Annotated in this window: 20 protein-coding genes; 11 read left to right on the top strand and 9 right to left on the bottom strand. The window is 70.2% G+C overall.

Features of this window, described 5'->3' with window-relative positions; all coding sequences use genetic code 11:
• Positions 1-139: 139 nt before the first annotated feature.
• From ABT004_RS30045 to ABT004_RS30030, 4 genes are all read left to right on the top strand, one after another.
• On the top strand, positions 140-895 hold the full coding sequence (locus tag ABT004_RS30045) for a TIGR03089 family protein (RefSeq protein WP_351342931.1): 756 nt from the start codon (positions 140-142) through the stop codon (positions 893-895).
• Positions 896-1,004: 109 nt separating this feature from the next.
• Positions 1,005-2,273 (top strand): LCP family protein, encoded by a 1,269-nt coding sequence (locus tag ABT004_RS30040; RefSeq protein WP_351342929.1) that lies wholly within the window; start codon positions 1,005-1,007, stop codon positions 2,271-2,273.
• Positions 2,274-2,548: 275 nt separating this feature from the next.
• The gene (locus tag ABT004_RS30035) at positions 2,549-4,273 is read left to right on the top strand and encodes an LCP family protein (protein WP_351342927.1); all 1,725 of its coding nucleotides are present in this window, start codon (positions 2,549-2,551) and stop codon (positions 4,271-4,273) included.
• Positions 4,274-4,359: 86 nt separating this feature from the next.
• Positions 4,360-6,066, top strand: a complete 1,707-nt coding sequence (locus ABT004_RS30030; protein WP_351342925.1) for an LCP family protein — start codon at positions 4,360-4,362, stop codon at positions 6,064-6,066.
• Between the two features lie 74 nt (positions 6,067-6,140).
• Here ABT004_RS30030 and ABT004_RS30025 read toward each other — a convergent pair whose 3' ends face one another.
• On the bottom strand, positions 6,141-7,184 hold the full coding sequence (locus ABT004_RS30025; RefSeq protein WP_351342924.1) for a glycosyltransferase family 2 protein: 1,044 nt from the start codon (positions 7,182-7,184) through the stop codon (positions 6,141-6,143).
• A gap of 124 nt (positions 7,185-7,308) precedes the next feature.
• On the opposite strand from ABT004_RS30025, the gene ABT004_RS30020 reads away from it, so the two are divergent.
• Positions 7,309-8,781 (top strand): LCP family protein, encoded by a 1,473-nt coding sequence (locus ABT004_RS30020; protein ID WP_451193156.1) that lies wholly within the window; start codon positions 7,309-7,311, stop codon positions 8,779-8,781.
• A gap of 201 nt (positions 8,782-8,982) precedes the next feature.
• On the opposite strand, the gene ABT004_RS30015 is transcribed toward ABT004_RS30020, so the two are convergent.
• Positions 8,983-9,519: an acyl-CoA thioesterase gene (locus tag ABT004_RS30015; protein ID WP_351342920.1), complete on the bottom strand. Its 537-nt coding sequence runs from the start codon at positions 9,517-9,519 to the stop codon at positions 8,983-8,985.
• Between the two features lie 108 nt (positions 9,520-9,627).
• Between ABT004_RS30015 and ABT004_RS30010 the strand changes: the two genes are divergently transcribed.
• Positions 9,628-10,899 (top strand): LCP family protein, encoded by a 1,272-nt coding sequence (locus ABT004_RS30010; protein WP_351342918.1) that lies wholly within the window; start codon positions 9,628-9,630, stop codon positions 10,897-10,899.
• A gap of 180 nt (positions 10,900-11,079) precedes the next feature.
• Positions 11,080-11,826, top strand: a complete 747-nt coding sequence (locus tag ABT004_RS30005) for an SDR family NAD(P)-dependent oxidoreductase (RefSeq protein ID WP_351342916.1) — start codon at positions 11,080-11,082, stop codon at positions 11,824-11,826.
• Between the two features lie 40 nt (positions 11,827-11,866).
• On the opposite strand, the gene ABT004_RS30000 is transcribed toward ABT004_RS30005, so the two are convergent.
• The gene (locus ABT004_RS30000; protein ID WP_351342914.1) at positions 11,867-13,024 is read right to left on the bottom strand and encodes an acyl-CoA dehydrogenase; all 1,158 of its coding nucleotides are present in this window, start codon (positions 13,022-13,024) and stop codon (positions 11,867-11,869) included.
• Positions 13,025-13,216: 192 nt separating this feature from the next.
• On the opposite strand from ABT004_RS30000, the gene ABT004_RS29995 reads away from it, so the two are divergent.
• Positions 13,217-14,542 (top strand): UDP-glucose dehydrogenase family protein, encoded by a 1,326-nt coding sequence (locus ABT004_RS29995; protein WP_351342912.1) that lies wholly within the window; start codon positions 13,217-13,219, stop codon positions 14,540-14,542.
• A 36-nt stretch (positions 14,543-14,578) separates the two neighbouring features.
• Here the strand turns inward: ABT004_RS29995 and ABT004_RS29990 are convergent, their stop codons facing one another.
• Positions 14,579-15,082 carry a CGNR zinc finger domain-containing protein gene (locus ABT004_RS29990; RefSeq protein WP_351342910.1) on the bottom strand — a complete coding sequence of 168 codons (504 nt, stop codon included), beginning with the start codon at positions 15,080-15,082 and terminating at the stop codon, positions 14,579-14,581.
• A gap of 87 nt (positions 15,083-15,169) precedes the next feature.
• Here ABT004_RS29990 and ABT004_RS29985 point away from each other — a divergent pair, with 87 nt between their 5' ends.
• Complete coding sequence (locus ABT004_RS29985) at positions 15,170-15,532, top strand: VOC family protein (RefSeq protein ID WP_351342908.1); 363 nt, start codon at positions 15,170-15,172, stop codon at positions 15,530-15,532.
• A gap of 23 nt (positions 15,533-15,555) precedes the next feature.
• Positions 15,556-15,942 (top strand): VOC family protein, encoded by a 387-nt coding sequence (locus ABT004_RS29980; RefSeq protein WP_351342906.1) that lies wholly within the window; start codon positions 15,556-15,558, stop codon positions 15,940-15,942.
• Here ABT004_RS29980 and ABT004_RS29975 read toward each other — a convergent pair.
• From ABT004_RS29975 to ABT004_RS29960, 4 genes are all read right to left on the bottom strand, one after another.
• On the bottom strand, positions 15,939-17,003 hold the full coding sequence (locus ABT004_RS29975; protein ID WP_351342905.1) for a dipeptidase: 1,065 nt from the start codon (positions 17,001-17,003) through the stop codon (positions 15,939-15,941). The genes ABT004_RS29980 and ABT004_RS29975 overlap by 4 nt on opposite strands.
• A gap of 581 nt (positions 17,004-17,584) precedes the next feature.
• Entirely contained in the window at positions 17,585-18,778 is a 1,194-nt protein-coding gene (locus ABT004_RS29970) for a dipeptidase (RefSeq protein ID WP_351342903.1), read from the bottom strand.
• Between the two features lie 5 nt (positions 18,779-18,783).
• Positions 18,784-19,338, bottom strand: a complete 555-nt coding sequence (purE, locus tag ABT004_RS29965; protein WP_351342901.1) for a 5-(carboxyamino)imidazole ribonucleotide mutase — start codon at positions 19,336-19,338, stop codon at positions 18,784-18,786.
• On the bottom strand, positions 19,335-20,453 hold the full coding sequence (locus tag ABT004_RS29960; RefSeq protein ID WP_451193185.1) for a 5-(carboxyamino)imidazole ribonucleotide synthase: 1,119 nt from the start codon (positions 20,451-20,453) through the stop codon (positions 19,335-19,337). Before ABT004_RS29960 ends, purE begins: the two co-directional genes overlap by 4 nt.
• 196 nt (positions 20,454-20,649) lie before the next feature.
• Here ABT004_RS29960 and ABT004_RS29955 point away from each other — a divergent pair, with 196 nt between their 5' ends.
• Entirely contained in the window at positions 20,650-21,168 is a 519-nt protein-coding gene (locus tag ABT004_RS29955) for a GtrA family protein (protein WP_351342933.1), read from the top strand.
• A 13-nt stretch (positions 21,169-21,181) separates the two neighbouring features.
• On the opposite strand, the gene ABT004_RS29950 is transcribed toward ABT004_RS29955, so the two are convergent.
• Entirely contained in the window at positions 21,182-22,456 is a 1,275-nt protein-coding gene (locus tag ABT004_RS29950; protein WP_351342897.1) for a sensor histidine kinase, read from the bottom strand.
• Between the last annotated feature and the right edge of the window lie 117 nt (positions 22,457-22,573).

Here is a 22,573-nt window from a genome sequence, read left to right as displayed (position 1 = left end):
GGGCAATCTGCCGCCCAAGGCGGCAGATTGCCCAAGGCGGCGGCGCGGTCCCCCGCAACGGGTGGGGAGGCGGATTGCCCAAGGCGGGGGCGTCGGCCGTCCCGGGCAGGGGGCCGGGCTCGGCACGTACGCTGGGCGTGTGAATGTCGTACCGCGTACTCCCGCTGCTCTGCTTCAAGCCGCTCTCGATGTCGATCCGGGGCGGCCGCTCGTCACCTTCTACGACGACGCGACCGGGGAGCGCGTGGAGTTGTCCGTGGCCACGTTCGCGAACTGGGTGGCCAAGACCGCCAATCTGCTGCAGGGCGAGCTGAATGCCGAGCCCGGTGACCGGCTCGCGCTCCTGCTGCCCGCCCACTGGCAGAGCGCGGTGTGGCTGTTGGCCTGTTCGTCCGTCGGCGTCGTTGCCGATGTGGGTGGGGATCCGAGCGGTGCGGATCTTGTGGTGAGCGGGCCTGACACGCTGGATGCCGCGCGTGCCTGTTCCGGGGAGCGGGTCGCGCTCGCGCTGCGGCCGCTCGGCGGACGGTTCCCGCAGCCCCCCGAGGGCTTCGTCGACTACGCCGTGGAAGTGCCGGGGCAGGGCGACCGGTTCGCCCCCTTCGCACCCGTCGACGCGGACGAGCCCGCGCTCGTCGTGGCCGGCGCCGAGTGGACGGGCGCCGAGGTGGTGGAGAAGGCCGCGGCCGACGCCACCGGGCTCGGCCTCACCGGACCCGGTTCGCGGCTGCTGTCCGGGCTTGCATACGACAGTTGGCGGGGGCTCGCCGCGGGCCTCTACGCGCCGCTGGCCACCGGCGGTTCCGTCGTGCTGTGCCGCAACCTCGACCAGCTCGAGGAAGAGGCCCTCGCCAAGCGCGTGGAGAGTGAGCGCGTCACCGCGACCGCCCGCTGAACCCGTGCGGCAGACAAGCTAGCCCGTTCGGCTCAGCTCCCCCGGCCCGCCCGCGCGGCGGGGTTCATGGTCGTAGGTACGCCTACGTTTCCATGAGGGGGACCTGTACGTGACCGACTCCACTGCCACGCCCCCGGAACCCGGGCCGGCCCACGGCTCCTCGCCCACCGGCGCGGGGCGTGTGCGGCGGCGCAGGAGATGGCTGCGGTACTCGGCGGTCTGCGCGGCGGTCCTGGTGCTCGTGGCGGGCGGCGTCGGCTGGGTCGCGTACGACAGGCTCAACGGGAACATCACCGAGGACACGGACGCCGCCACCGAGCTCGCGCGCTACGAGAAGGAACGGCCCACCGTGCTCGCCGAGGGCGCGCAGAACCTGCTGCTCATCGGCTCCGACTCGCGGGCGGGCAGGAACGGGAAGTACGGCCGCAACGACGGCACCCAGCGCTCCGACACCACGATCCTGCTGCACGTCGCGGCGGACCGGAAGAGCGCGACGGCCGTCTCGTTCCCGCGTGACCTGATGACCGACGTGCCGGCCTGCCGGGAGCCGGACGGCCAGAAGCACGACGCGATGTTCGCGATGTTCAACTACGCCTTCGAGGTGGGCGGTTCGGCCTGCACGATCCGCACGGTCGAGAAGATGACGGGGGTCCGGGTCGACCACCACATGGTCGTGGACTTCGACGGGTTCAAGGACATGGTGAACGCCGTGGGCGGGGTCAGCGTGTGCCTGGACCGGCCGATGGACGACGACGACGCGCATGTGCGGCTGGCCGCGGGCACCCACCACCTGAACGGCGAGCAGGCCCTGGGCTACGTACGCGCCCGCAAGAGCCTCGGCAACGGCAGCGACACCGACCGGATGGACCGTCAGCAGCGGTTCCTCGGCGCGCTCGCCAAGAAGGTGCAGAGCAACGGCGTGCTGCTGAACCCGACCCGGCTCTATCCCGTGCTCGACGCCGCCACCTCCTCGCTGACCACCGACCCCGGCCTCGCCAGCCTGCGCGGGCTCTACGACCTGGTGCGCGGCATGCGCGGCATCCCGGCCGAGCGCATCCGGTTCCTGACGGTGCCCCGCGAGTCGTACACCTACAACGCCAACCGCGATCAGCTCGTCCAGCCCGCGGCCGACCGGCTGTTCGACCAGCTGCGCAAGGACACGCCCGTGAAGGTGGCCGAACAGGCGCCCGCGGACGAGGAGTACGGCGCGCAGGACGAATCCGGCACAGACGTCGAATCGGATGGATACTCCACCGGATCCGACGGGTCCGATGAATACGGCACATCCGGCGGCGAGGAAGGCAGCGACGGGAAGTCCGGCGTCTCCCCCGCCCCCACTTTCCGCGGCAACACCGCCGGGCAGGACTCCTGCGGCTGAATTCGGGCGGCCGGGCGCCGCCTCAACGGCCCCTGGGTAAAGCGGAAGTCATCAGCCGACTCACAGGTTCAAGAAATGGCCCGGAATGCCCAGTTGTAGGGGAGTGGAATTTGTCACCGTCCTCGCTTGACGCTGAACTGGGCGGATAGTGTGAGCGATCCGGTGCACCCGGCCATGCTTGCGAGCCGGTCGCGCACTACTGACCGACTTGACCGGGCGCCCGCTTTTAAGGGGGGTGGGGCGCCGCGTGGCCCCGACGGAGGACACAGACAACCGTGGACGCGCAAGGCCGTGGGCGGGCCGAGAACATCGACCCGGCAGATCAGTGGGTGCTCAACCCCCACACCGGTGACTACGAACTGCGACTGACCCCCTCCGCTGGGCAGTCGGCAGTACCGAGCCCCCGCCGCACCGCTCCGCGCGGAGACGCGCCGCGCGGTGACGGCCCGCGCCGTGGCAACCCGCAGGGCGGCGGAGGCCGTCGTGACGTTCCCCCGCAGCGCAGGCGCCGCGAGGCTCCGGCGACGCAGGAGCAGGGACCCGGCCGGCGGCGTTCGCGGCCGAAGAAGAAGTCGAAGGCCAAGAAGATCATGCTGTGGACGGCCGGCGGCATGGCCATGGTCGTCCTGGTGGGCGCCGGAGTCGGCTACTGGTATTGGGAGCACCTCAACGGCAACATCACCTCGCAGGACGTCGTCGGCGCCAAGAACGGCTTCGCCAAGGACGAGGCGATCAACGTCCTCGTCATGGGCACCGACAAGCGCACCGGCAAGGGCAACGAGGGCTACGGGGACAAGGGCAGCGTCGGCCACGCCGACACGAACGTGCTGCTGCACGTCTCCAAGGACCGTACGAACGCGACCGCGTTGAGCATTCCGCGCGACCTCGTCGTGGATGTGCCGGACTGTCAGGTGAAGCAGAAGGACGGCACGCTCGAGACCATCAAGGGCACGCCGAACAGCCGCTTCAACACGAGCCTCGGGCAGTCCGACCGCGACGCGGGCTGCGTCATGAAGACCGTCAAGGCGGTCACGGGCATCACCGTCGACCACTTCATGATGGCGGACTTCAACGCGGTGAAGACGCTGTCCAGTGCCGTGGGCGGGGTCAACGTCTGTGTCGCCAAGGACGTCAACGACCCGGACTCGCACCTCAAGTTGACCGCGGGCACCCACAATCTGCAGGGCGAGCAGGCGCTGGCCTTCCTGCGCACCCGGCACAGCTTCGGCAATCAGGGCGACCTGGACCGGATCAAGGTGCAGCAGCAGTTCCTCGGTTCGCTCGCCCGCAAGATGAGTTCGAGCGACACGCTCACCAATCCCCGCAAGCTGACCAGCCTCGCCGAGGCCGCGACCAAGGCGCTCACCGTCGACAAGGGCATCGGCAGCCTGAACAGCCTCAAGGACCTGGCCCTGGAAATCAGGAAGGTGCCGCCGAAGAACCTGTCGTTCACCACGGTTCCCGTGATCGACAACCCGGCGGAGGACACCCCGGTGACCGTCGTCGTGAACCCGACGGCGGGGCCCCCGGTCTTCAACGCGATCAAGAACGACGTCTCCCTCACGGAGACGAAGAAGAAGCAGAAGGAGAAGCAGGACGCGAAGCTCAAGGGCTCCAAGTCCGCCGCCTCCGCGGTCCGCGTCAACATCTACAACGGCAGCGGCAGGACGGGCGCCGCTCAGGAAACTCTCACGGAGTTGCAGAACACTGAGGGCGTACTGAAGTCGAGCCAGATGGGCAACAAGCCGAATCAGGCGAAGACGAGCCTCGAATACGCGCCGAACCAGGCCTCTCAGGCCCGGCGGCTCGCGGACATCATGGGCCTTCCGGCGTCCGCGCTGAAGGAAGGCAAGAGCGAGAAGAACGACCAGGGGCTGCCGGCGATGACCCTCATCCTCGGCGGCGACTTCAAGGGTGCGGGGACACCCGTCGACGGAGCCTCGGCGAAGGCGCCGGAGGTCGACAAGACAACAGCGGACAAGGCTGTGTGCGCCAAGTGACCAACCTCGGCCGCCTGTTGACTGTCTAAGTAAGTGACAGTGGGCGGCCGAGTCGCTGTCACCGGGCGGGGAGGGCGGGGTACGACATGGGGCGAGGCACTGTGCGTGGGGAGCGCACACGGCGGCCTGCCGGGCGGGGCGAACCACCGGATCAGGCGTCCGACCTGGGGTGGGACGACAGCCTGTACGAGGAGGCACCGGGCGGCGACGCCCCGGGTGGGGACGCGGACAGCCGCGGCCGCACCACTCGCAGCAGGCAGCGCGCGGGCGTCCGGCCGCGCCGCCGCAGACGACGAATACTTCGCTGGACCGCGAGCATCCTCGCGTTCCTGATCATCGGCACGGCCGGCGCCGGATACCTCTACTACCGGCATCTGAACGGCAACCTCGACACGGGCAAGCTCAATCTCGGCGAGCACAAGGTCCCCGAGCCGACGCCGAACGCGGCGGGCCAGCGGCCGCTGAACATCCTGCTGATCGGCTCCGACAGCCGGAACACCAAGGAGAACCTGAAGCTCGGCGGGCACAAGCAGAGCGTCGGCTCCGCCCCGCTGGCCGACGTACAGATGCTGCTGCACCTGTCGGCCGACCGCAGCAACATGTCCGTGGTGAGCATGCCCCGCGACACCCTGACCCGGCTGCCGCAGTGCACCGACCCGAAGACCGGCAAGGTGTACGAGGCGACGGTCTCCCGGCAGATGGTGAACACCTCGCTGGCCCGCGGCGGCGCCGGCTGCACGGTCGCCACCTGGGAGCAGATGACCGGCATCCACATCGACCACTACATGATGGTCGACTTCTCCGGCGTCGTGTCGATGGCCGACGCGATCGGCGGCGTACCGGTCTGCGTCAACGCCAACGTCTACTCCAGAAACAGCTCGGGTGAAGGCTCCGGACTGAAGCTGAAGAAGGGCACGACGTCCGTCAAGGGCGAGCAGGCCCTGCAGTGGCTGCGGACGCGGCACGGCTTCGAGGACGGCAGCGACATCGCGCGCGCCAAGGCGCAGCACATGTACATGAGCTCGATGGTGCGCGAGCTGCGCGAGAACGCGACGTTCAGCCACCCGGGCAAGCTGCGCACGCTCGCCGAGAAGGCGACGGACGCGCTCGGCGTCGACGACGGCCTCGACACGGTCAAGAAGCTGTACGACCTGAGCAACGAGCTGAAGCGGCCCGCACCGAAGCGGATCACGATGACGACGATGCCGTTCGTGTACGAGGGTGCGCGCGTGGCGCCGAAGGCGAAGGACGCCGGCGCGCTGTGGCGGCTGCTCCGTGACGACATCGCGCTCGACGGCAGGGACAAGGACACCAAGAGCGACAAGGAGAAGGCGAAGGACGAGAAGTCCGACGATCCGGCCGCGGCCGACGACAAGATCGCGGTACAGGTGCGCAACGGCACGCGGACGGCGACGACGCCCGCGGCGCCCGGACGGGCCGCGCAGGTGGCACAGGCCCTCACCGCCGACGGCTTCACGCAGGCGGTCCCGGACCAGGCGCAGTCCCTCGTCGAGGACAAGACGGTGATCCGTTACCCCTCGGCCGACCTGGAGGGCGACGCGCAGGCGGTCGCCAAGTCCCTGGGGATTCCGCTGAGTTCGGTGCAGGAGTCGACGGAGGTGTCCGGGGTGACGCTGATCGTCGGCGCCGACTGGAAGACGGGCACCGCCTACCCGAAGTCCACGGAGTCCACGGACGACGAGGACGCGAGCAAGGCCCTGGACAAGGAGCAGACGCAGAACGGCGCGGACGACTCCACGTGCATGAAGGTGGAGCAGGGCTACACCTGGTAGCTCCTACGCCCCAACGCTCCAACGAGAACGGGGCGCGGGAGTCGAACTCCCGCGCCCCGTAAGGAAGTTGACGGTCAGTTGACCGCGGGCTCCTGCGGCACGGCAGGACGGCGCGAGGCGATGACCTTCTTCGCGAGGGACTTCGGGCTGGTCAGGAAGCCCCAGCCCCACGTCATGTGCATCGTGGCGAGCGCGACGGGAATCTGGGCGCGCGCCTTCAGCGGCAGCCCCTTGCCCGCCGGGATCGAGCCCGCGACGATCGCCGCGATATACCCGCCGGGGATCACGAAGCCCCACGGCGTGAGGGCGGCGCCGACCACGACGCCCGCCGCGATCGCGCACACGGCGGTCGGCGGGGCGAGGTAGCGCAGGTTGATCGAACCGGAGTGGAAGCGGGCGACGACGTGCCGCCAACGGCCGTAGTTCCGGTACTGCTTGGCGAGTTCCCTGACACTCGGCCGGGGCCGGTAGTCGACCAGCAGATCGGGCGAGAACCAGATGAGGCCGCCCGACTCGCGGATCCGGAAGTTCAGCTCCCAGTCCTGGGCGCGGATGAACTCCTCGTTGTAACCGTCGAGTTTCTCGAGCACCTCGCGCCGGAAGACGCCCAGATAGACCGTCTCGGCCTGCTGCGCCTCGCCGCCCGTGTGGAACGCGGCGTTGCCGACACCGATCTTCGAGGTCATCGCGGCGGCGACGGCCTGCTCCCAGGCGTTGGTGCCCTGGGCGTGCATGATGCCACCGACGTTCATCGCGCCGGTCTCCTCCATGAGGCGCACGGCGGTGGCGATGTAGCCGGGCGAGAGCGCGGCGTGGCCGTCGACGCGGACGACGATCGGGTGGCGGGAGGCCTTGATCGCGGCGTTCAGGGCGGCGGGGGTGCGGCCCGTCGGGTTCGCCACCGTGGACACCTTCGGGTGTTCGGCGACGAGCCGCGCGGCGACCTCGTCCGTACGGTCGGTGGAGGGGCCGAGGGCGAGCACGACCTCCATCTCGCCGTCGTACTCCTGCGTCAGGATCGCCTCGACGGCCTCCTTCAGATGCCGCTCCTCATTGAGGATGGGCATGATCACGGAGACGGCCGGGAGCTGCGTGACAGAGCTGGCGGTTGCGTTCATCGCGGGTCACGTTACCGCTAATGGGGGACACGGGCGCGCGCCACCGAGTCGCTGCCGTGGTCAGCAGATCGTATGGGCCTACTGTGCTCGCGTCCCACGCCCACCGTCGCGGAGGTGTCCCCCGGTGCCCACGCCGCCCCGCTCCCCCGACCGTCCGCAGCGGCCTTCCCGTTCCCAGGGGCAGGCCCGCGGGCCCGGCCGGCCGCCGCTCAGGAAGAAGTCGCGGTGGGCCATGCGGGTAGCGACGGCGGTCTCGGTGACGGTGCTCGCCGCGGCCGGTGTCGGGCACGCGCTCGTCACCGGTATCGACGGCGGGCTGCACCGGATCGACCCCTTCAAGGACATGAAGAACCGGCCGGCGGCGGGCAGCGGCATGAACGTGCTGCTCGTCGGCACCGACGGCCGCGACAAGATCAGCGAAGAGGAGCGCCAGAAGTACAAGCTCGGCGGCGCGCCCTGCCACTGCACGGACACCGTGATGATCGTGCACATCTCGGCGAACCACGAGCGCGCCTCCGTCGTCTCCCTCCCCCGCGACTCGTACGCGGAGATCCCGGCGCACACCGACATCAACAGCGGCGAGAAGCACCACCAGCACCCCGTGAAGCTGAACGCGGCGTACGCGGAGGGCGGGCCCGCCCTGACGCTGCGCACGGTCGAGCACATGACGAAGGTGAAGCTCGACCACTACCTGGAGGTCGACTTCACCAGCTTCATGAAGACGGTCGACGAGCTCGGCGGCGTCGACATCTGCACGGACTCCCCGCTCAAGGACTCCTACACCGGCCTCGATCTGGACGCCGGCACCCACAAGCTGAACGGCGGGGAGGCCCTCCAGTACGTGCGGGCCCGGCACATGGACAGTGCGGGCGACCTCGGCCGGATGCAGCGCCAGCAGCGGTTCATGGCGGCGCTGATCTCGAAGGCGACGTCGTCGGGCGTGCTGCTCAATCCGGTCCGGTTCCGCGGTGTCGCCTCTACGCTGCTCAACTCGGTCCGGGCCGACAAGGGGTTCGGGGCGGACGAGATGGTGGACCTGGCGCGGGCCATGCGGAACTTCTCGCCGTCGTCCTCGGAGTTCACGACCGTGCCGATCGGGAACATGAGCTACTCCGTGCCGAACATCGGCTCCACGGTGAAGTGGGACGACAAGAAGTCGGCGACGCTGTTCAAGTCGCTGCGCGAGGACAAGCCGCTCGCCGAGCACCGGCCGAAGGCGAAGAAGGCGGCGGTGGTCGACGTCTCGCCGAAGGAGATCCGTGTCCAGGTCGAGAACGGGACGAAGTCCTCGGGGCTCGGCAAGAAGGTGGACTCGGCGCTGAAGCGGACGGGGTTCCGGACGTCGGGGGCGCCCGTCAACGCGGATGACCTCACGGTGGGGCGGACGACTGTGCTGTACGACCCCGGGTGGGACCGGTCGGCGAAGTCGCTTGCGGCGGCTTTGCCGGGGGCGGAGATGAAGGCGGTGGATGGGCTCGGGCCGGTGTTGAAGGTGGTGGCCGGGGCGGACTACGAGGGTGTGCGGGCGGTGCGGGCGCAGGACGCCGACGCTGGGTCGTTCGGGGCGGTTACCGGGGACCAGGTGGTGTGCGGGTGAGCAGATCAAGCCCCGCCGGCGATTGAGGCGCGGGGCCGGGGCGGAGCCCCGCGACCGCAGCCACGGAGCCGTGGCTGAAAAGATCGGGGCGCTGCCCCGGACCCCGCTGCTCAATCGCCGCAGGGGCTTGAAAGGACGTGCTCAAGCGCCGCACGGGCTTGAAAGACGTGCTCAAGCGCCGCACGGGCTTGGAAAGCCTGCTCAATCCTCGCCTGATTGCGCCCTCAGTTCCTTGATGGCGCGGCGGCGGGCCAGGCGGTGTTGGCGGCGAATTTGGGCTTCCTGGTAGCGGCGGCGGTCGCGGTCGGTTTCGGGTTCGACCGGGGGGACCGTGCGGGGCTTGCCGTCCGCGTCGACCGCGGCGAAGACCAGGTAGGCCGAGCCGACCTGCTGCGCGGGCGTCGATTCGTTCCAGCGCTCGGCGAGGACCCGCACGCCGACCTCCATCGACGTGCGCCCCGTCCAGTTCACCTGCGCCTTCACGTGCACCAGGTCGCCCACGCGCACCGGCTCGAGGAACGCCATCTCGTCCATGGAGGCCGTCACCGCGGGTCCGCCCGAGTGCCGGCCGGCCACGGCACCCGCCGCGTCGTCGACCAGTTTCATGATCACGCCACCGTGCACCGTGCCGAGGAGATTGGTGTCGTTGTGCGTCATGATGTGCGACAACGTCGTGCGGGAAGAGGAAGTCGGCTTGCCCGGAATATCCGATTCCGGGCCGTGGGCCAGGTCTGTCATGGCACCAACCTTATGCGCGCGCCGAATGTGTTAGCTCTGCAACAGCACTGGTGCGATTTCACTTCAGGGCTTGTAAGGCACGTATTCGAGCACGGCACACTGAGCCCTATGAATGATTGGCCCGACGGGCGGAGCGACAGGCAGGGCGGCGCGGGCCGCGGCGGATACGGCCGCGGCAGCGGCAGCACGCGCCCGGAAGGCGTCCGTGCCATGCCGCACGTGCAGCGCCCCGTGCCGCAGCAGCAGCCGCCGCCCCCGTACGACGGTGGCGGCTACAACCCGTCGTACGACGACGGGTACAACACGGGACAGGTCTACGGCCAGCCCGGCGGCCGCGGCCGGGGCCCCGGCTTCGACGACGGTGGCGACTACGGTCCGCCGACCGGCCGCCCGGTGCGGCCCCCCAACTGGGGCAAGCGCATCAAGCGGACCGTCCTGGCCGTGGTCGTCGTGGTGGTCGTCGCGAGCGTCGGCACGTACTTCTGGGCCGATTCGAAGCTGCACCGCGACGTCGACCTGTCGAAGGTCATCGACCGGCCGGAGGCGGGCGACGGCACGAACTACCTGATCGTCGGCACCGACAGCCGCGAGGGCATGACGTCCGAGGACAAGAAGAAGCTGCACACCGGCTCCGCCGAGGGCAAGCGCACGGACACGATGATGATCCTGCACGTCGGCTCCAACGGGGACACCCTCGTCTCGCTGCCGCGTGACTCGAACGTCGAGATCCCTTCGTACAAGGGCGCCGAGTCCGGCAAGACGTACCCGGCCACCGGGCGTCAGACGAAGCTGAACGCCGCCTACGCGGAGGACGGCCCGACGCTGCTCGTGCGCACCGTCGAGTCCAACACCGGGCTGCACATCGACCACTACGCGGAGATCGGCTTCGGTGGCTTCGCGAGCATCGTGGACGCGGTCGGCGGCGTCGACATGAACCTGAAGGAGGGCTTCAAGGACAAGTGGTCCGGGGCCGACTTCCAGAAGGGCGAGCAGACCCTGGACGGCCAGCAGGCCCTCGCCTTCGTCCGTACGCGGCACGCCTTCGCCCAGTCCGACCTGCAGCGCACCAAGAACCAGCAGCAGTTCCTCGGGGCGCTCGCGCAGAAGGTGTCCTCGCCCGGCACCGTCCTGAACCCGTTCACGCTGTACCCGACGATGGGTGCGGGCCTGGACTCGCTCACCGTCGACAAGGACATGAGCCTGTGGTCGCTGGGCAAGATGTTCCTGGCGATGAAGGCGGCCAACGGCGGTGACGGCAAGTCCATGAACATGCCGACGAGCGGCAGCGTCGGCGGCAACCTGCTGTGGGACAAGGCCAAGGTCAAGCAGCTCGTCGACCAGTTCAACAACGACGAGAAGGTCACGGTCTCCAGCGACTGAGAGCCTGTGTCGTATCCCCGGTCGGATCAGCGCGCGGCGTCTGGTGCGTGCGATCGCAAGGCGCCGGAAAGTCCTTGTAGCGGAGCTACCAGGGCTTTTTGGCAACGCGGCGAGCGTGCGTGCCAGACGCCGCGCGCCCGACCGGGGATACGACACAGGCTCTGAGGCCAGGATGTCGTCATGACGTCCGCTCTCGTTCTCGGTGCCGCCGGTGGGGTCGGCCGGGCGATCGTCGCCCGGCTCGCCACCGGCGGTACGCATGTCGTCGCGGTCGACCGGGACCCGACGGTGCGCCAACTCCCTTCCGTACACGCAGCATTGGTCGGCGACGCCACCGAACCGGCCCTCATCCGGCGGGCCTTCGACGCCGCCCCCGAGCCCCCCTCCGTCCTCGTGCACTCACTCCTGCACGAACTACGCGTACCACTGGGTGAGTTGACCCCTTCGCAGTGGCACAAGGTCTTCGACGTCGGGCTGGTCTCCGCCTGGCAGGCCGCCGCCGAGCTGGTGCGGTGCAAGGGCGAGGGGCCCGCGTCCGTGGTCCTCGTCGGCTCGGTGCACGCGCACGGCGCCGCGCCCGACTGCGCCCCGTACGCGGTCGCCAAGGCGGGCCTCGGCGCCCTCGCCCGCGCGGCGGCCACCGAGTGGGGACCACTGGGGGTGCGCACCAACGTCGTCAAGCCCGGCTTCGTACCCGTCGAACGCAACGCCCACCGCTGGCGCGACCCCGCGGCCCGCGCCCGCGTCGAGGCCGACTACCCGCTCGGCCGCCTCTGCTCGCCCGAAGAGATCGCCGACGCCATCGCCTTCCTGGCCGGCCCCACCTCTTCGTACGTCAACGGCATCTGCCTGCCCGTGGACGGCGGCTACCTGGCGGCACTCCCGGAGACCAGGGCACACCGGCGCCGGACGCACGAAGGCCCCTGATCCGTGCGGGGTATCAGGGGCCTTCGGCGTGTGGCGGGCGTTACGGCAGGTTGCGGGCCATGACGATGCGCTGGACCTGGTTCGTGCCCTCGTAGATCTGGGTGATCTTGGCGTCGCGCATCATGCGCTCGACCGGGTAGTCGCGGGTGTAGCCGTAGCCGCCGAGGAGTTGGACGGCGTCCGTGGTGACCTCCATGGCGACGTCCGAGGCGAAGCACTTGGCCGCGGCGCCCGCGAAGGTCAGGTCCTTGTCGCCGCGTTCCGACTTGGCGGCGGCCGCGTACGTCAGTTGGCGGGCGGCCTCGATCTTCATGGCCATGTCCGCGAGCATGAACTGGACGCCCTGGAAGTCGCCGATCGGCTTGCCGAACTGCTTGCGCTCCTGGACGTAGCCCTTGGCGTAGTCGAGGGCGCCCTGCGCGACACCGAGCGCCTGGGCGGCGATCGTGATGCGGGTGTGGTCGAGGGTCTTCATCGCGGTCGCGAAGCCGGTGCCCTCGGCGCCGATCATGCGGTCGGCGGGGATCCGCACGTTGTCGAGGTAGACCTCGCGGGTCGGCGAGCCCTTGATGCCGAGCTTCTTCTCCGGGGCGCCGAAGGAGACGCCCGGATCCGACTTCTCGACGACGAAAGCCGAGATGCCCTTCGAGCGCTTCTCCGGGTCCGTGACCGCCATCACCGTGTAGTACTCGGACTCGCCGGCGTTGGTGATCCAGCGCTTCACGCCGTTGAGGACCCAGGAGTCGCCGTCGCGTACCGCGCGGGTCTTCATGCCCGCCGCGTCGGAGCCCGCGTCCGGCTCGCTCAGGCAGTACGAGAACATGCCGTCGCCCTTGGCCAGCGGGCCCAGGTACTTCTTCTTCAGCTCCTCCGAGCCGGAGAGGATCACGGGGAGGGAGCCGAGCTTGTTCACCGCCGGGATCAGGGAGGACGAGCAGCAGACGCGCGCCACCTCCTCGATCACGATGACCGTGGCGAGCGCGTCCGCGCCCGCGCCGCCGTACTCCTCGGGTACGTGCACGGCGTGCAGGTCCGAGGCGGTGAGCGCGTCGAGGGCCTCGCGCGGGAAGCGCGCCTCCTCGTCCACCGCGGCGGCGTGCGGGGCGATCTTCGCCTCGGCCAGCGCACGGATCGTGTCGCGGAGCATGTCGTGCTCCTCGGACGGGCGGTACAGGTCGAAGTCAGCCGATCCGGCCAAGGTCTCTCACACTCCAAGACACGCTTTTACTGATGCTAATTACCGTTAAGTAACCTGAATCTTAGGCCGCCGCTCCCCGTGCGGATACGTGAGCTGTGCGACAGAGGGAAAGTTGCCCGGTGAGGCGCCTGCACATGCCACAGCTATGCTCGGCAGCGCCCTGTAGCACCCACACCTCTGGAGCCCCCCGATATGGCCCTCAAGATCACCGTGATCGGCACCGGCTACCTCGGCGCGACACACGCCGCGGCCATGGCCGAGCTCGGCTTCGAGGTGCTCGGCCTGGACGTCGTGCCCGAGAAGATCGACATGCTCACGCGGGGCGAGGTCCCGATGTACGAGCCCGGCCTCGAGGAGCTGCTCCGCAAGCACGTCTCGGGGTTCGAGGGTTCGAGCGGGCGGCTGCGCTTCACGATGGACTTCGCGGAGGCCGGCGAGTTCGGCGATGTGCACTTCGTGTGCGTGAACACCCCGCAGAAGCACGGCGAGTACGCCTGTGACATGAGCTACGTCGACTCCGCCTTCGCCTCGCTCGCGCCGCACCTGAAGGAGGGCGCGCTCGTCGTCGGCAAGTCGACCGTGCCGGTCGGCTCGGCGACCCGCCTCACCGAACTGCTGCCGCGGCACGCGGAGTTGGCGTGGAACCCGGAGTTCCTGCGCGAGGGCTTCGCCGTGAACGACACGCTGCACCCGGACCGGATCGTTGTCGGCGTGAACAGCGAGCGGGCCGAGCAGCTGCTGCGCGAGGTGTACGCGAAGCCGCTCGCCGAGGGCACCCCGTTCGTCGTGACGGACTACCCGACGGCGGAGCTGGTGAAGACGTCGGCGAATTCGTTCCTGGCGACCAAGATCTCCTTCATCAACGCCATGGCCGAGGTCTGCGAGGCGGGCGGTGGCGACGTCGCGAAGCTCGCCGAGGCCATCGGCTACGACGAGCGGATCGGGCACAAGTTCCTGCGGGCCGGGATCGGCTTCGGCGGCGGCTGCCTGCCCAAGGACATCCGGGCGTTCATGGCGCGCGCCGGTGAGCTGGGTGCCGATCAGGCGCTCACCTTCCTGCGCGAGATCGACTCGATCAACATGCGGCGGCGCGGCGCGATGGTCGAGATGGCCCGCGAGGCGCTCGGCGGCGGGGCGTTCCTCGGCAAGCGGGTCGCCGTGCTCGGTGCCTCCTTCAAACCGGACTCCGACGACGTACGCGACTCCCCCGCCCTCAACGTGGCCGGTCAGATCCACCTCCAGGGCGGCCAGGTCACGGTCTACGACCCGAAGGGCATGGACAACGCGCGGCGCGTGTTCCCGACGCTCGGCTACGCGGACTCGGCCCTCGAGGCGGTGCGCGGGGCGGACATCGTGCTGCACCTCACCGAGTGGCGCGAGTTCCGCGAGCTCGACCCGGCGGAGCTGGCCAAGGTCGCCGCGAACCCGGTGCTCCTGGACGGGCGCAACGCGCTGGACAGTGCGCTGTGGCGGGCGGCCGGGTGGACGTACCGGGCGATGGGACGCCCCTCCGCGTAACTACTTGGATCCACGTAACTACTTGGATCCGCATAACTACTTGGCGCGGTAGCGCCGCATCTTCGCCCGGGCCCCGCAGACCGCCATGTCGCACCAGCGACCGCGGCCCGCGGGGCTCCGGTCGTAATACGCCCAGTGGCAGTCGGCGGCCTCGCAGGCCTTGAGCCGCGCCCAGGTGCCGTCCCCGCGCGCCTCGGCGATGGCGGCCGCCACGCGTCCGGCCAGGGACCCGCCGTGCACCGGGACGAGGCTCGCCGTGCCGTCCCGCTCGTCGACCGCCACCCGCAGCGGTGCCCGCGCGAGCAGTTCGCCCAGCGGGGTCACGGCGTCGTGCGGCGGATGGCCCGCGTGGGCCAGGCATGCCGCGCGCAGCGACTCGCGCAGTTCGCGCGCCTCGTCGAGCCCGCCCGCCGCGATGCCGAAGCGCTCGCGCACCTCGGCCCGCTCCAGCGCGTCCTCGCCCGTCGTGATGTCGAGCAGCGTGTTCACCAGGGCCTCGATCAGGGCGAGGCCACCGGGTGCGGTCTGGCGGGCATTCATGGTTGCGACGTTACCCCCAGTGCGGCAGTATGCAGTAACGCCGAAGTTACCTGTTAACCCCGTATAGGGGTAACACGAGGAGGCATCATGCCCATCGCACAACTCGGAGTCGTCGTCCTGGACTGTCCGCGGCCGCGTGAACTGGCGGAGTTCTACGCCGCCGTGCTCGGCGGCAGCATCACCGGCGAGGAGGACGGCTGGGTCGACGTGACGGCGCCGGGCGGCCACAGCCTCGCGTTCCAGCAGGCGCCGGATCACGTGGCGCCCGCCTGGCCCGCGCCGGACGCGTCCCAGCAGTTCCACCTCGATCTGACCGCCGAGGACCTGGACGCGGCGGAGAAGGAGGTGCTCGCGCTGGGGGCCACGGTGCTCGACGCGGCGGACCGTTCGCGCAGCTGGCGGGTTTACGCGGACCCCGCGGGGCACCCGTTCTGCCTCTGCGCCTGCTGATCCTTCCGACCAAGGGAGCCGACATGGCCTTCGCGAAAATCGGCACCGTCGCCTACGACTGCCCCGACCCCGTCGCACTCGCCGAGTTCTACGCGGCCGTGCTCGGCGGGCGGATCGAGAACTACCAGGGCAAGGGCGACTGGTACGACCTGTACGCGCCGGACGGCCAGCGGCTCTCCTTCCAGCGCGTGCCGGACCACAAGCCGCCGCGGTGGCCCGCCGCCGACCACGACTCGCAGCAGCTCCACCTCGACCTGGACGTGGCGGACATCGAGGCCGCGCAGGAGAAGATCCTCGCCCTCGGCGCGGTGCCGCTCGACCTGGACGACGAGGGCGGCGCCCGCGACTTCCGGGTGTACGCGGACCCGGCGGGGCATCCGTTCTGCTTGATCCGTCCGGACGCCGGCTAGCGGCTGGGGTCCCGGCGGCGCTGCGCGGCACGGGAGACGAACTCCGTGCTGCGCAGCACCCGTTGGACGTTGCCCCAGGTGAGGAGGGCGAGTTCGGTGTCGGTCCAGTCGCGGGCCTGGAGCTCCGCGACCAGGGCCGGGTAGCCGGCGACGTCGCCGAGGCCCTCGGGGTGCGCGTCCCCGGTGTCGTACGTGCCCGACAGGCCCACCGACTCGGGGCCCGCGAGACGGCGCACGTGGTCGAGGTGATCGGCCACGTCGCGCAGGGCGGGGCCCGTGCGGTCCGCGGAGCACGGCACCAGGCACAGCCCCCGGCTCTCACCGAGTGCGGCGAGAAGCTCGTCCGGCACGTTGTCCGGGTGGTGGTTCAGGGCGCGGGCGCCGGAGCGGGTCAGGGCGACCGGGGCCTTGGACACGGCGAGGACGCGGGTGGCGGTCGCGGCCGAGGCGCCGGTGAGGTCGATGAGCATGCCGAGCCGGTTCATCTCCCGTACGACCTCTTCGCCGAACAGGGGCAGGCCGCTCTCCGACGCCCATGAGGTGCCGCTCAGCGTGAGGGCGCGCAGGCCGAGGGCGTGCAGGGAGCGCAGCGTGCCGAGTGAGTCCGCCGCCGCGGTGGCCGGGACCGGGCCGATGAGCACGGAGATACGGCCGTGGGCGCGGGCGTCGGCCATGTCCGAGGCGGAACGGACGAGGCGGAGGTCCTCCGGGTGGCGGGCGACGACGTCGTTGATCAGGTCGATCTGTTCCAGCGTCGTGGTGACCGGGGCGTCCGGGTCTACGTGGGGTGCCCACAGCTGCGCGCCGGTGCCACCCGCGCGCAGCCTCGGCAGGTCGGCCTCCACGGCGCTCTCGCCCAGCTCCAGGTCGTACCAGGGGAGGGTACGCAGGACCTGTGGGAGGCCGCAGTAGCCGTCGGCCACGGGGTGGCGGGCGAGGAGGTCGTGGGGGGCGGTGGGAGGCGCGGGTGTGGGGGCCGCGGTGCCCGCGTTGGCGGGCCTGGCGGGTTCCAGGTCGCCCGCTTCGGCGGGAGCGTTGAGCTCGTCCTGTAGGTCTGCCATGGCAGGGCTCCGGACGTCAGGGGGACAGTCGTTCGAACCACCGTGGCATGCGGGGCGGGCGGGGTCTCGGCGAGCGGTGCCGTTCGGGTGGGCGGGGGTGTGGTTGCGCGGGGCCGGGGGGCCGGGGGGCCGGGGGGCCGGGGGGCCGGGGGCGGCGCCGGTCGACATCGCTGCGGTGGACCGTTCCCACGTCACGGGGCTCTGCCCCGGACCCCGCTGCTCAATCGCCGCAGGGGCTTGATATGCCAGGGTCGGCGCCCTGAGAACCGTCAATCACCGCACAGGCTTGATGTGCCGGGGCCGGCGCCCCGAGAACCCTCGATCACCGCACAGGCTTGATGTGCCGGGGCCGGCGCCCCGAGAACCCTCGATCACCGCACAGGCTTGATGTGCCGGGACCGGCGCCCCGAGAACCCTCGATCACCGCACAGGCTGACGTGCCCACCCGGCCCCAGGGCTCAATCGCCGCAGGGGCTCCATTTGGAGCCCCTGCGGCGATTGAGCAGGCCCGTCCGGCAGGACTTTCGGGGAGGGGTGGGGTGGGGGCTTGGCCTGGCCGTCCACGGTCCCGGCGTGCCGTCCTAACCGTCCAGCTGGGACAGCGTCGCGTTCGACGGGCCGCGCTGCGACTGGAGGTCGGCCGCGGTTGATTCCGCGTCGCCCAGGACGCGGACCGTGTTGCGCCACGTCAGCTTGGAGAGGTCCGACCGGGACCAGCCACGGTCGACCAGTTCGGCGATGAGGTTCGGGTAGCCGGAGACGTCGGAGAGGCCGTCCGGCGTGAACGCCGTGCCGTCGTAGTCCCCGCCGATGCCGATGTGATCGACGCCGGCGACCTCGCGCATGTGGTCGAGGTGGTCGGCCACCGTCGAGACCGTCGCGATCGGGCGCGGCCGGGCCTCCTCGAAGGCGCGGTGCAGCTTCATCGCCTCCGGAGACGTATCCAGGTGGTGGAAGCCGTGCGAACGCAGGTTGTCGTCCGCGGCCGCGGTCCAGTCGACCGCCGCCTGGAGCACGAACTTCGGGACGAAGGTGGCCATGGCCACTCCCCCGTTCCCCGGCAGGCGCTCCAGCACGTCGTCCGGGATGTTGCGCGGGTGGTCGCACACCGCGCGGGAGGAGGAATGGGAGAAGATGACCGGCGCAACCGAAACATCCAGCGCCGCGCGCATCGTCGTCGCCGCCACGTGCGAGAGGTCGACCAGCATGCCCTCGCGGTTCATCTCCCGGACGACCTCGCGGCCGAACGCGGAGAGGCCGCCAACGCCGGGCTCGTCCGTCGCCGAGTCCGCCCACGCGATGTTGTCGTTGTGCGTGAGCGTCATGTAGCGGACGCCGAGTGCGTACAACGCCCGCAACGTAGCAAGGGAGTTGTTGATGGAGTGGCCGCCCTCGGCGCCCTTGAGGGAGGCGATGCGGCCTTCCGACCGCGCCGCCTCCATGTCCGCCGCCGTCCGCGCCTCGCGCAGCTCACCCGCGTACCGGGCGATCAACTGGTCGACGCAGTCGATCTGTTCGAGGGTGGCGGACACCGCCGCGTCACCCGACAGATCCGTACGGACGTACACCGACCAGAACTGCGCGCCGACGCCGCCCGCCCTCAACCGCGCCAGGTCCGTGTGCAGATGGGCGCTCTGGTCGGTGGCGATGTCGCGCGCGTCGATGTCGTACGTGACCTGCTCGCGCAGCGCCCACGGCAGGTCGTTGTGACCGTCGACGACCGGGAACTCGGCGAGGAGCGAACGGGCTTCCTCAAGTCCGGCAGAGGTACTCACGCGCGTCACTTCCCCGAACCGGAAACCGAACCGAACCCGAAGCCGGCGCCGCCGCCCGCGACCTTGGCCCGCAGCCGCTTGCCCTTCTCGGTCGCCTGGTCGTTCAGCTCCTGCTGGAAGTCCTTCATCCGGCCGAGGAGTTCGTCGTCGTGCGCGGCCAGCATGCGCGCCGCGAGCAGGCCCGCGTTGCGCGCGCCGCCCACCGACACCGTCGCGACCGGCACGCCGGCCGGCATCTGCACGATGGACAGCAGGCTGTCCATACCGTCGAGGTACTTCAGCGGGACCGGCACGCCGACCACCGGCAGCGGCGTCACCGACGCCAGCATGCCGGGCAGGTGGGCCGCGCCGCCCGCACCCGCGATGATCGCCTTGAGGCCACGCTCGGCGGCCTGCTCCCCGTACGAGATCATCTCGTGCGGCATCCGGTGCGCGGAGACGACGTCGACCTCGTAGGGAATCTCGAACTCGTCGAGCGCCTTCGCCGCGGCCTCCATGACGGGCCAGTCGGAGTCCGAGCCCATGACGATGCCCACCACGGGGCGCACTGCAGAACTCATTCGGTGATCGTTCCTCGGAGGTAGCCGGCTGCGTGACGGGCGCGGTCAAGGACGGCGTCCAGGTCGTCGCCGTAGGTGTTGACGTGGCCGATCTTGCGACCGGGCTTCACGTCCTTGCCGTACATGTGGATCTTGAGCTGCGGGTCGCGGGCCATGCAGTGCAGATACGCGCTGTACATGTCCGGGTAGTCGCCGCCCAGGACATTGCACATGACCGTCCACGGCGCGCGCGGGCGCGGGTCGCCGAGCGGCAGGTCGAGGACCGCACGGACGTGGTTCGCGAACTGGGACGTGACCGCCCCGTCCTGCGTCCAGTGGCCGGAGTTGTGCGGGCGCATCGCCAGCTCGTTGACCAGGATGCGGCCGTCGCGGGTCTCGAAGAGTTCGACCGCGAGGTGGCCGACCACCTCGAGCTCCTGCGCGACGCGCAGCGCCAGCTCCTGCGCCTCGCCCGCCAGGGCCTCGCCGAGCCCGGGGGCCGGGGCGATCACCGTGTCGCAGACGCCGTCGACCTGCTGGGACTCGACGACCGGGTACGCGACCGCCTGCCCGTGCGGGGAGCGGACGACGTTGGCCGCCAGCTCCCGTACGAAGTCGACCTTCTCCTCGGCGAGGACCGGAACGCCCGCCTTGAACGGGTCCGAGGCGTCGGCCGCGGAGCGTACGAACCACACGCCCTTGCCGTCGTAGCCGCCGCGCACCGTCTTGAGGATGACGGGGAAGCCGTCGCCCTCCTCGGCGAACGCGACCACGTCGGACGGGTCCGTCACGATGCGGTGGCGCGGGCACGGCACGTCCAGCGACGTGAGCTTCGCGCGCATCTCGCCCTTGTCCTGGGCGTACAGCAGCGCGTCGGGCCCGGGGCGGACGGGGATGCCGTCCGCCTCCAGGGCCCGTAGATGCTCTGTCGGGACGTGCTCGTGATCGAAGGTGATCACGTCGCAGCCCCGCGCGAACTCGCGCAGCGTGTCCAGGTCGCGATAGTCGCCGACCACGACATCGCCGACGACCTGCGCCGCGGAATCCTGCGGGGTGTCACTGAGGAGCTTGAACCTGATGCCGAGCGGGATGCCTGCCTCGTGTGTCATACGAGCGAGCTGTCCACCGCCGACCATGCCGACTACGGGGAACGTCACACCCACAGGGTATCGGCCAGGTGTCCGGTACCCGCACCGCGTCCTACAGACCACAGGCACAGAACGAAGGCGCGTGGTTAGCATGGCTGGGTCGGTCACGACCGGATCCGACACGACGGGGACGACAGGCACGACGGACACCACGACGGACATCACGGGGGCTGAGGCGACCATCATGGGCATCACGGGACGTACCGGCCGCATCGGCGCACTGCGACAGCGGCTCACGGGCATGGCCCGCGAGGTCGCGAAGTTCGGTGTCGTCGGCGCCCTGGGCGTCCTCGTGAACTTCGCCGTCTTCAATCTCATGCGGCACAGCACGGACCTCCAGGTGGTGCGGGCCAGCGTGATCGCGACGGTCGTCGCCATTGCCTTCAACTACGTAGGGTTCCGCTACTTCACGTACCGCGACCGCGACAAGAGCGGCCGCACCAAGGAACTCACGCTGTTCCTGCTGTTCAGCGTGGCGGGCCTGATCATCGAGAACGGTGTCCTGTACGCGGCGACGTACGGGTTCGGCTGGAACAGCTCGTTGCAGAGCAACATCTTCAAGTTCCTCGGCATGGGCCTCGCGACCCTGTTCCGGTTCTGGTCGTACCGGACATGGGTGTTCAAGACGCTGCCCGCGAGGGAGGCCGTGGCCAGCGCGGAATCGTTCCTCGACGAATCGGCCCCGGCGGCACGGACCCGCTGAGGCGCGGGCCGGGTCACCTGATCATCTGCTCCTCGTCCCCGTCCGCCGTCTTCTTCAGCGGCGTACGGGAGAGGAACAGGCCGAAGACCGGCGGGCTGCTCTGGAGCATTTCGAGGCGGCCCCCGTCGGCCTCCGCCAGGTCGCGGGCGACGGCGAGGCCGATGCCCGTCGAATTGCGGCCGCTGATGGTCCGCTCGAAGATCCGCGAGCCCAGCTCCGGCGGGACGCCGGGACCCTCGTCCGTGACCTCGACGATGGCCTGGCTGCCGGTGACGCGGGTACGCAGGGCGACCGTGCCGCCGCCGTGCATCAGCGAGTTCTCGATCAGCGCGGCGAGCACCTGGGCGACCGCGCCCGGGGTGCCGACCGCCGTGAGGTGGCGCTTGCCGGAGGAGACGATCGCGCGTCCGGCGCTGCGGTAGGCGGGCCGCCACTCCTCCAGCTGTTGCTTGATCACCTCGTCCAGGTCGAAGGGGACGGCCGATCCGGTGCGCGGGTCACGGGAGTTGGTGAGCAACCGCTCGACGACGTCGGTGAGCCGCTCGACCTGCGCGAGCGCGATGGTCGCCTCCTCCTTCACCTCGTTCAGGTCGTCGGTCATGGTGATCTCCTCCAGGCGCATGGACAGCGCCGTGAGGGGCGTACGCAGCTGGTGCGAGGCGTCGGCCGCGAGGCGCCGCTCGGCCGTCAGCATGCGGGCGATGCGCTCCGCCGAACCGTCGAGGACGTCCGCGACGCGGTCGAGCTCCGGGACGCCGTAGCGCTTGTGCCGGGGCCGCGGGTCGCCGGAGCCGAGGCGCTCCGCCGTGGAGGCGAGGTCGGTGAGCGGGGAGGCGAGGCGGTTCGCCTGGCGTACGGCGAGCAGGACGGCGGCGACGATCGCGAGCAGGGCCACGCCCGCGATGATCAGGAGCGTGCGGCCGACCTCCGTGGTGACGGCCGAGCGGGCCTCCTCGACGGTGACCTTCTCGCCCTGCTCGCCCTTGGCCGTGTACGAGATGACGTCGCCGACGGGCTGCGTGCCGATGGTGAGCGGGTGGCGGCCGGGCATGTCGATCTCGGCGTAGCGGTCCCCCGCGACCTGGTCCTGGAGGATGCCGCCGGTGATCTGTTCCTCGCCGAGGATTCTGCTGTCCACGATGGAGGCGAGGCGGACGGCCTCCGACTCCACGCGTTCCTGGGCGCTGTTGGTGATGGTTCGGGTCTCCACGATGACCAGGGAGACGCCGAAGACGGCGATCACTACCAGGACCACGGCGAGGGTGGAGTTGATCAGTCGGCGACGCATATGTCCTAGTGTCCCGGATGCGTCGGCGGCAACGTGGTTACGGACACGGGGCTCCGCCCCGGACCCCGCTGCTCAATCGCCGCAAGGGCTTAATAACAGCCCCGCCGGCGTTTGAGG

The sequence above is a fragment of the Streptomyces sp. NPDC002790 genome (genome assembly GCF_040295505.1).
Taxonomy (GTDB): Bacteria; Actinomycetota; Actinomycetes; order Streptomycetales; family Streptomycetaceae; genus Streptomyces.
The sequence above is the reverse complement of the archived record's forward strand: the minus strand, read 5'-3'. Positions and strand labels throughout refer to the sequence as shown.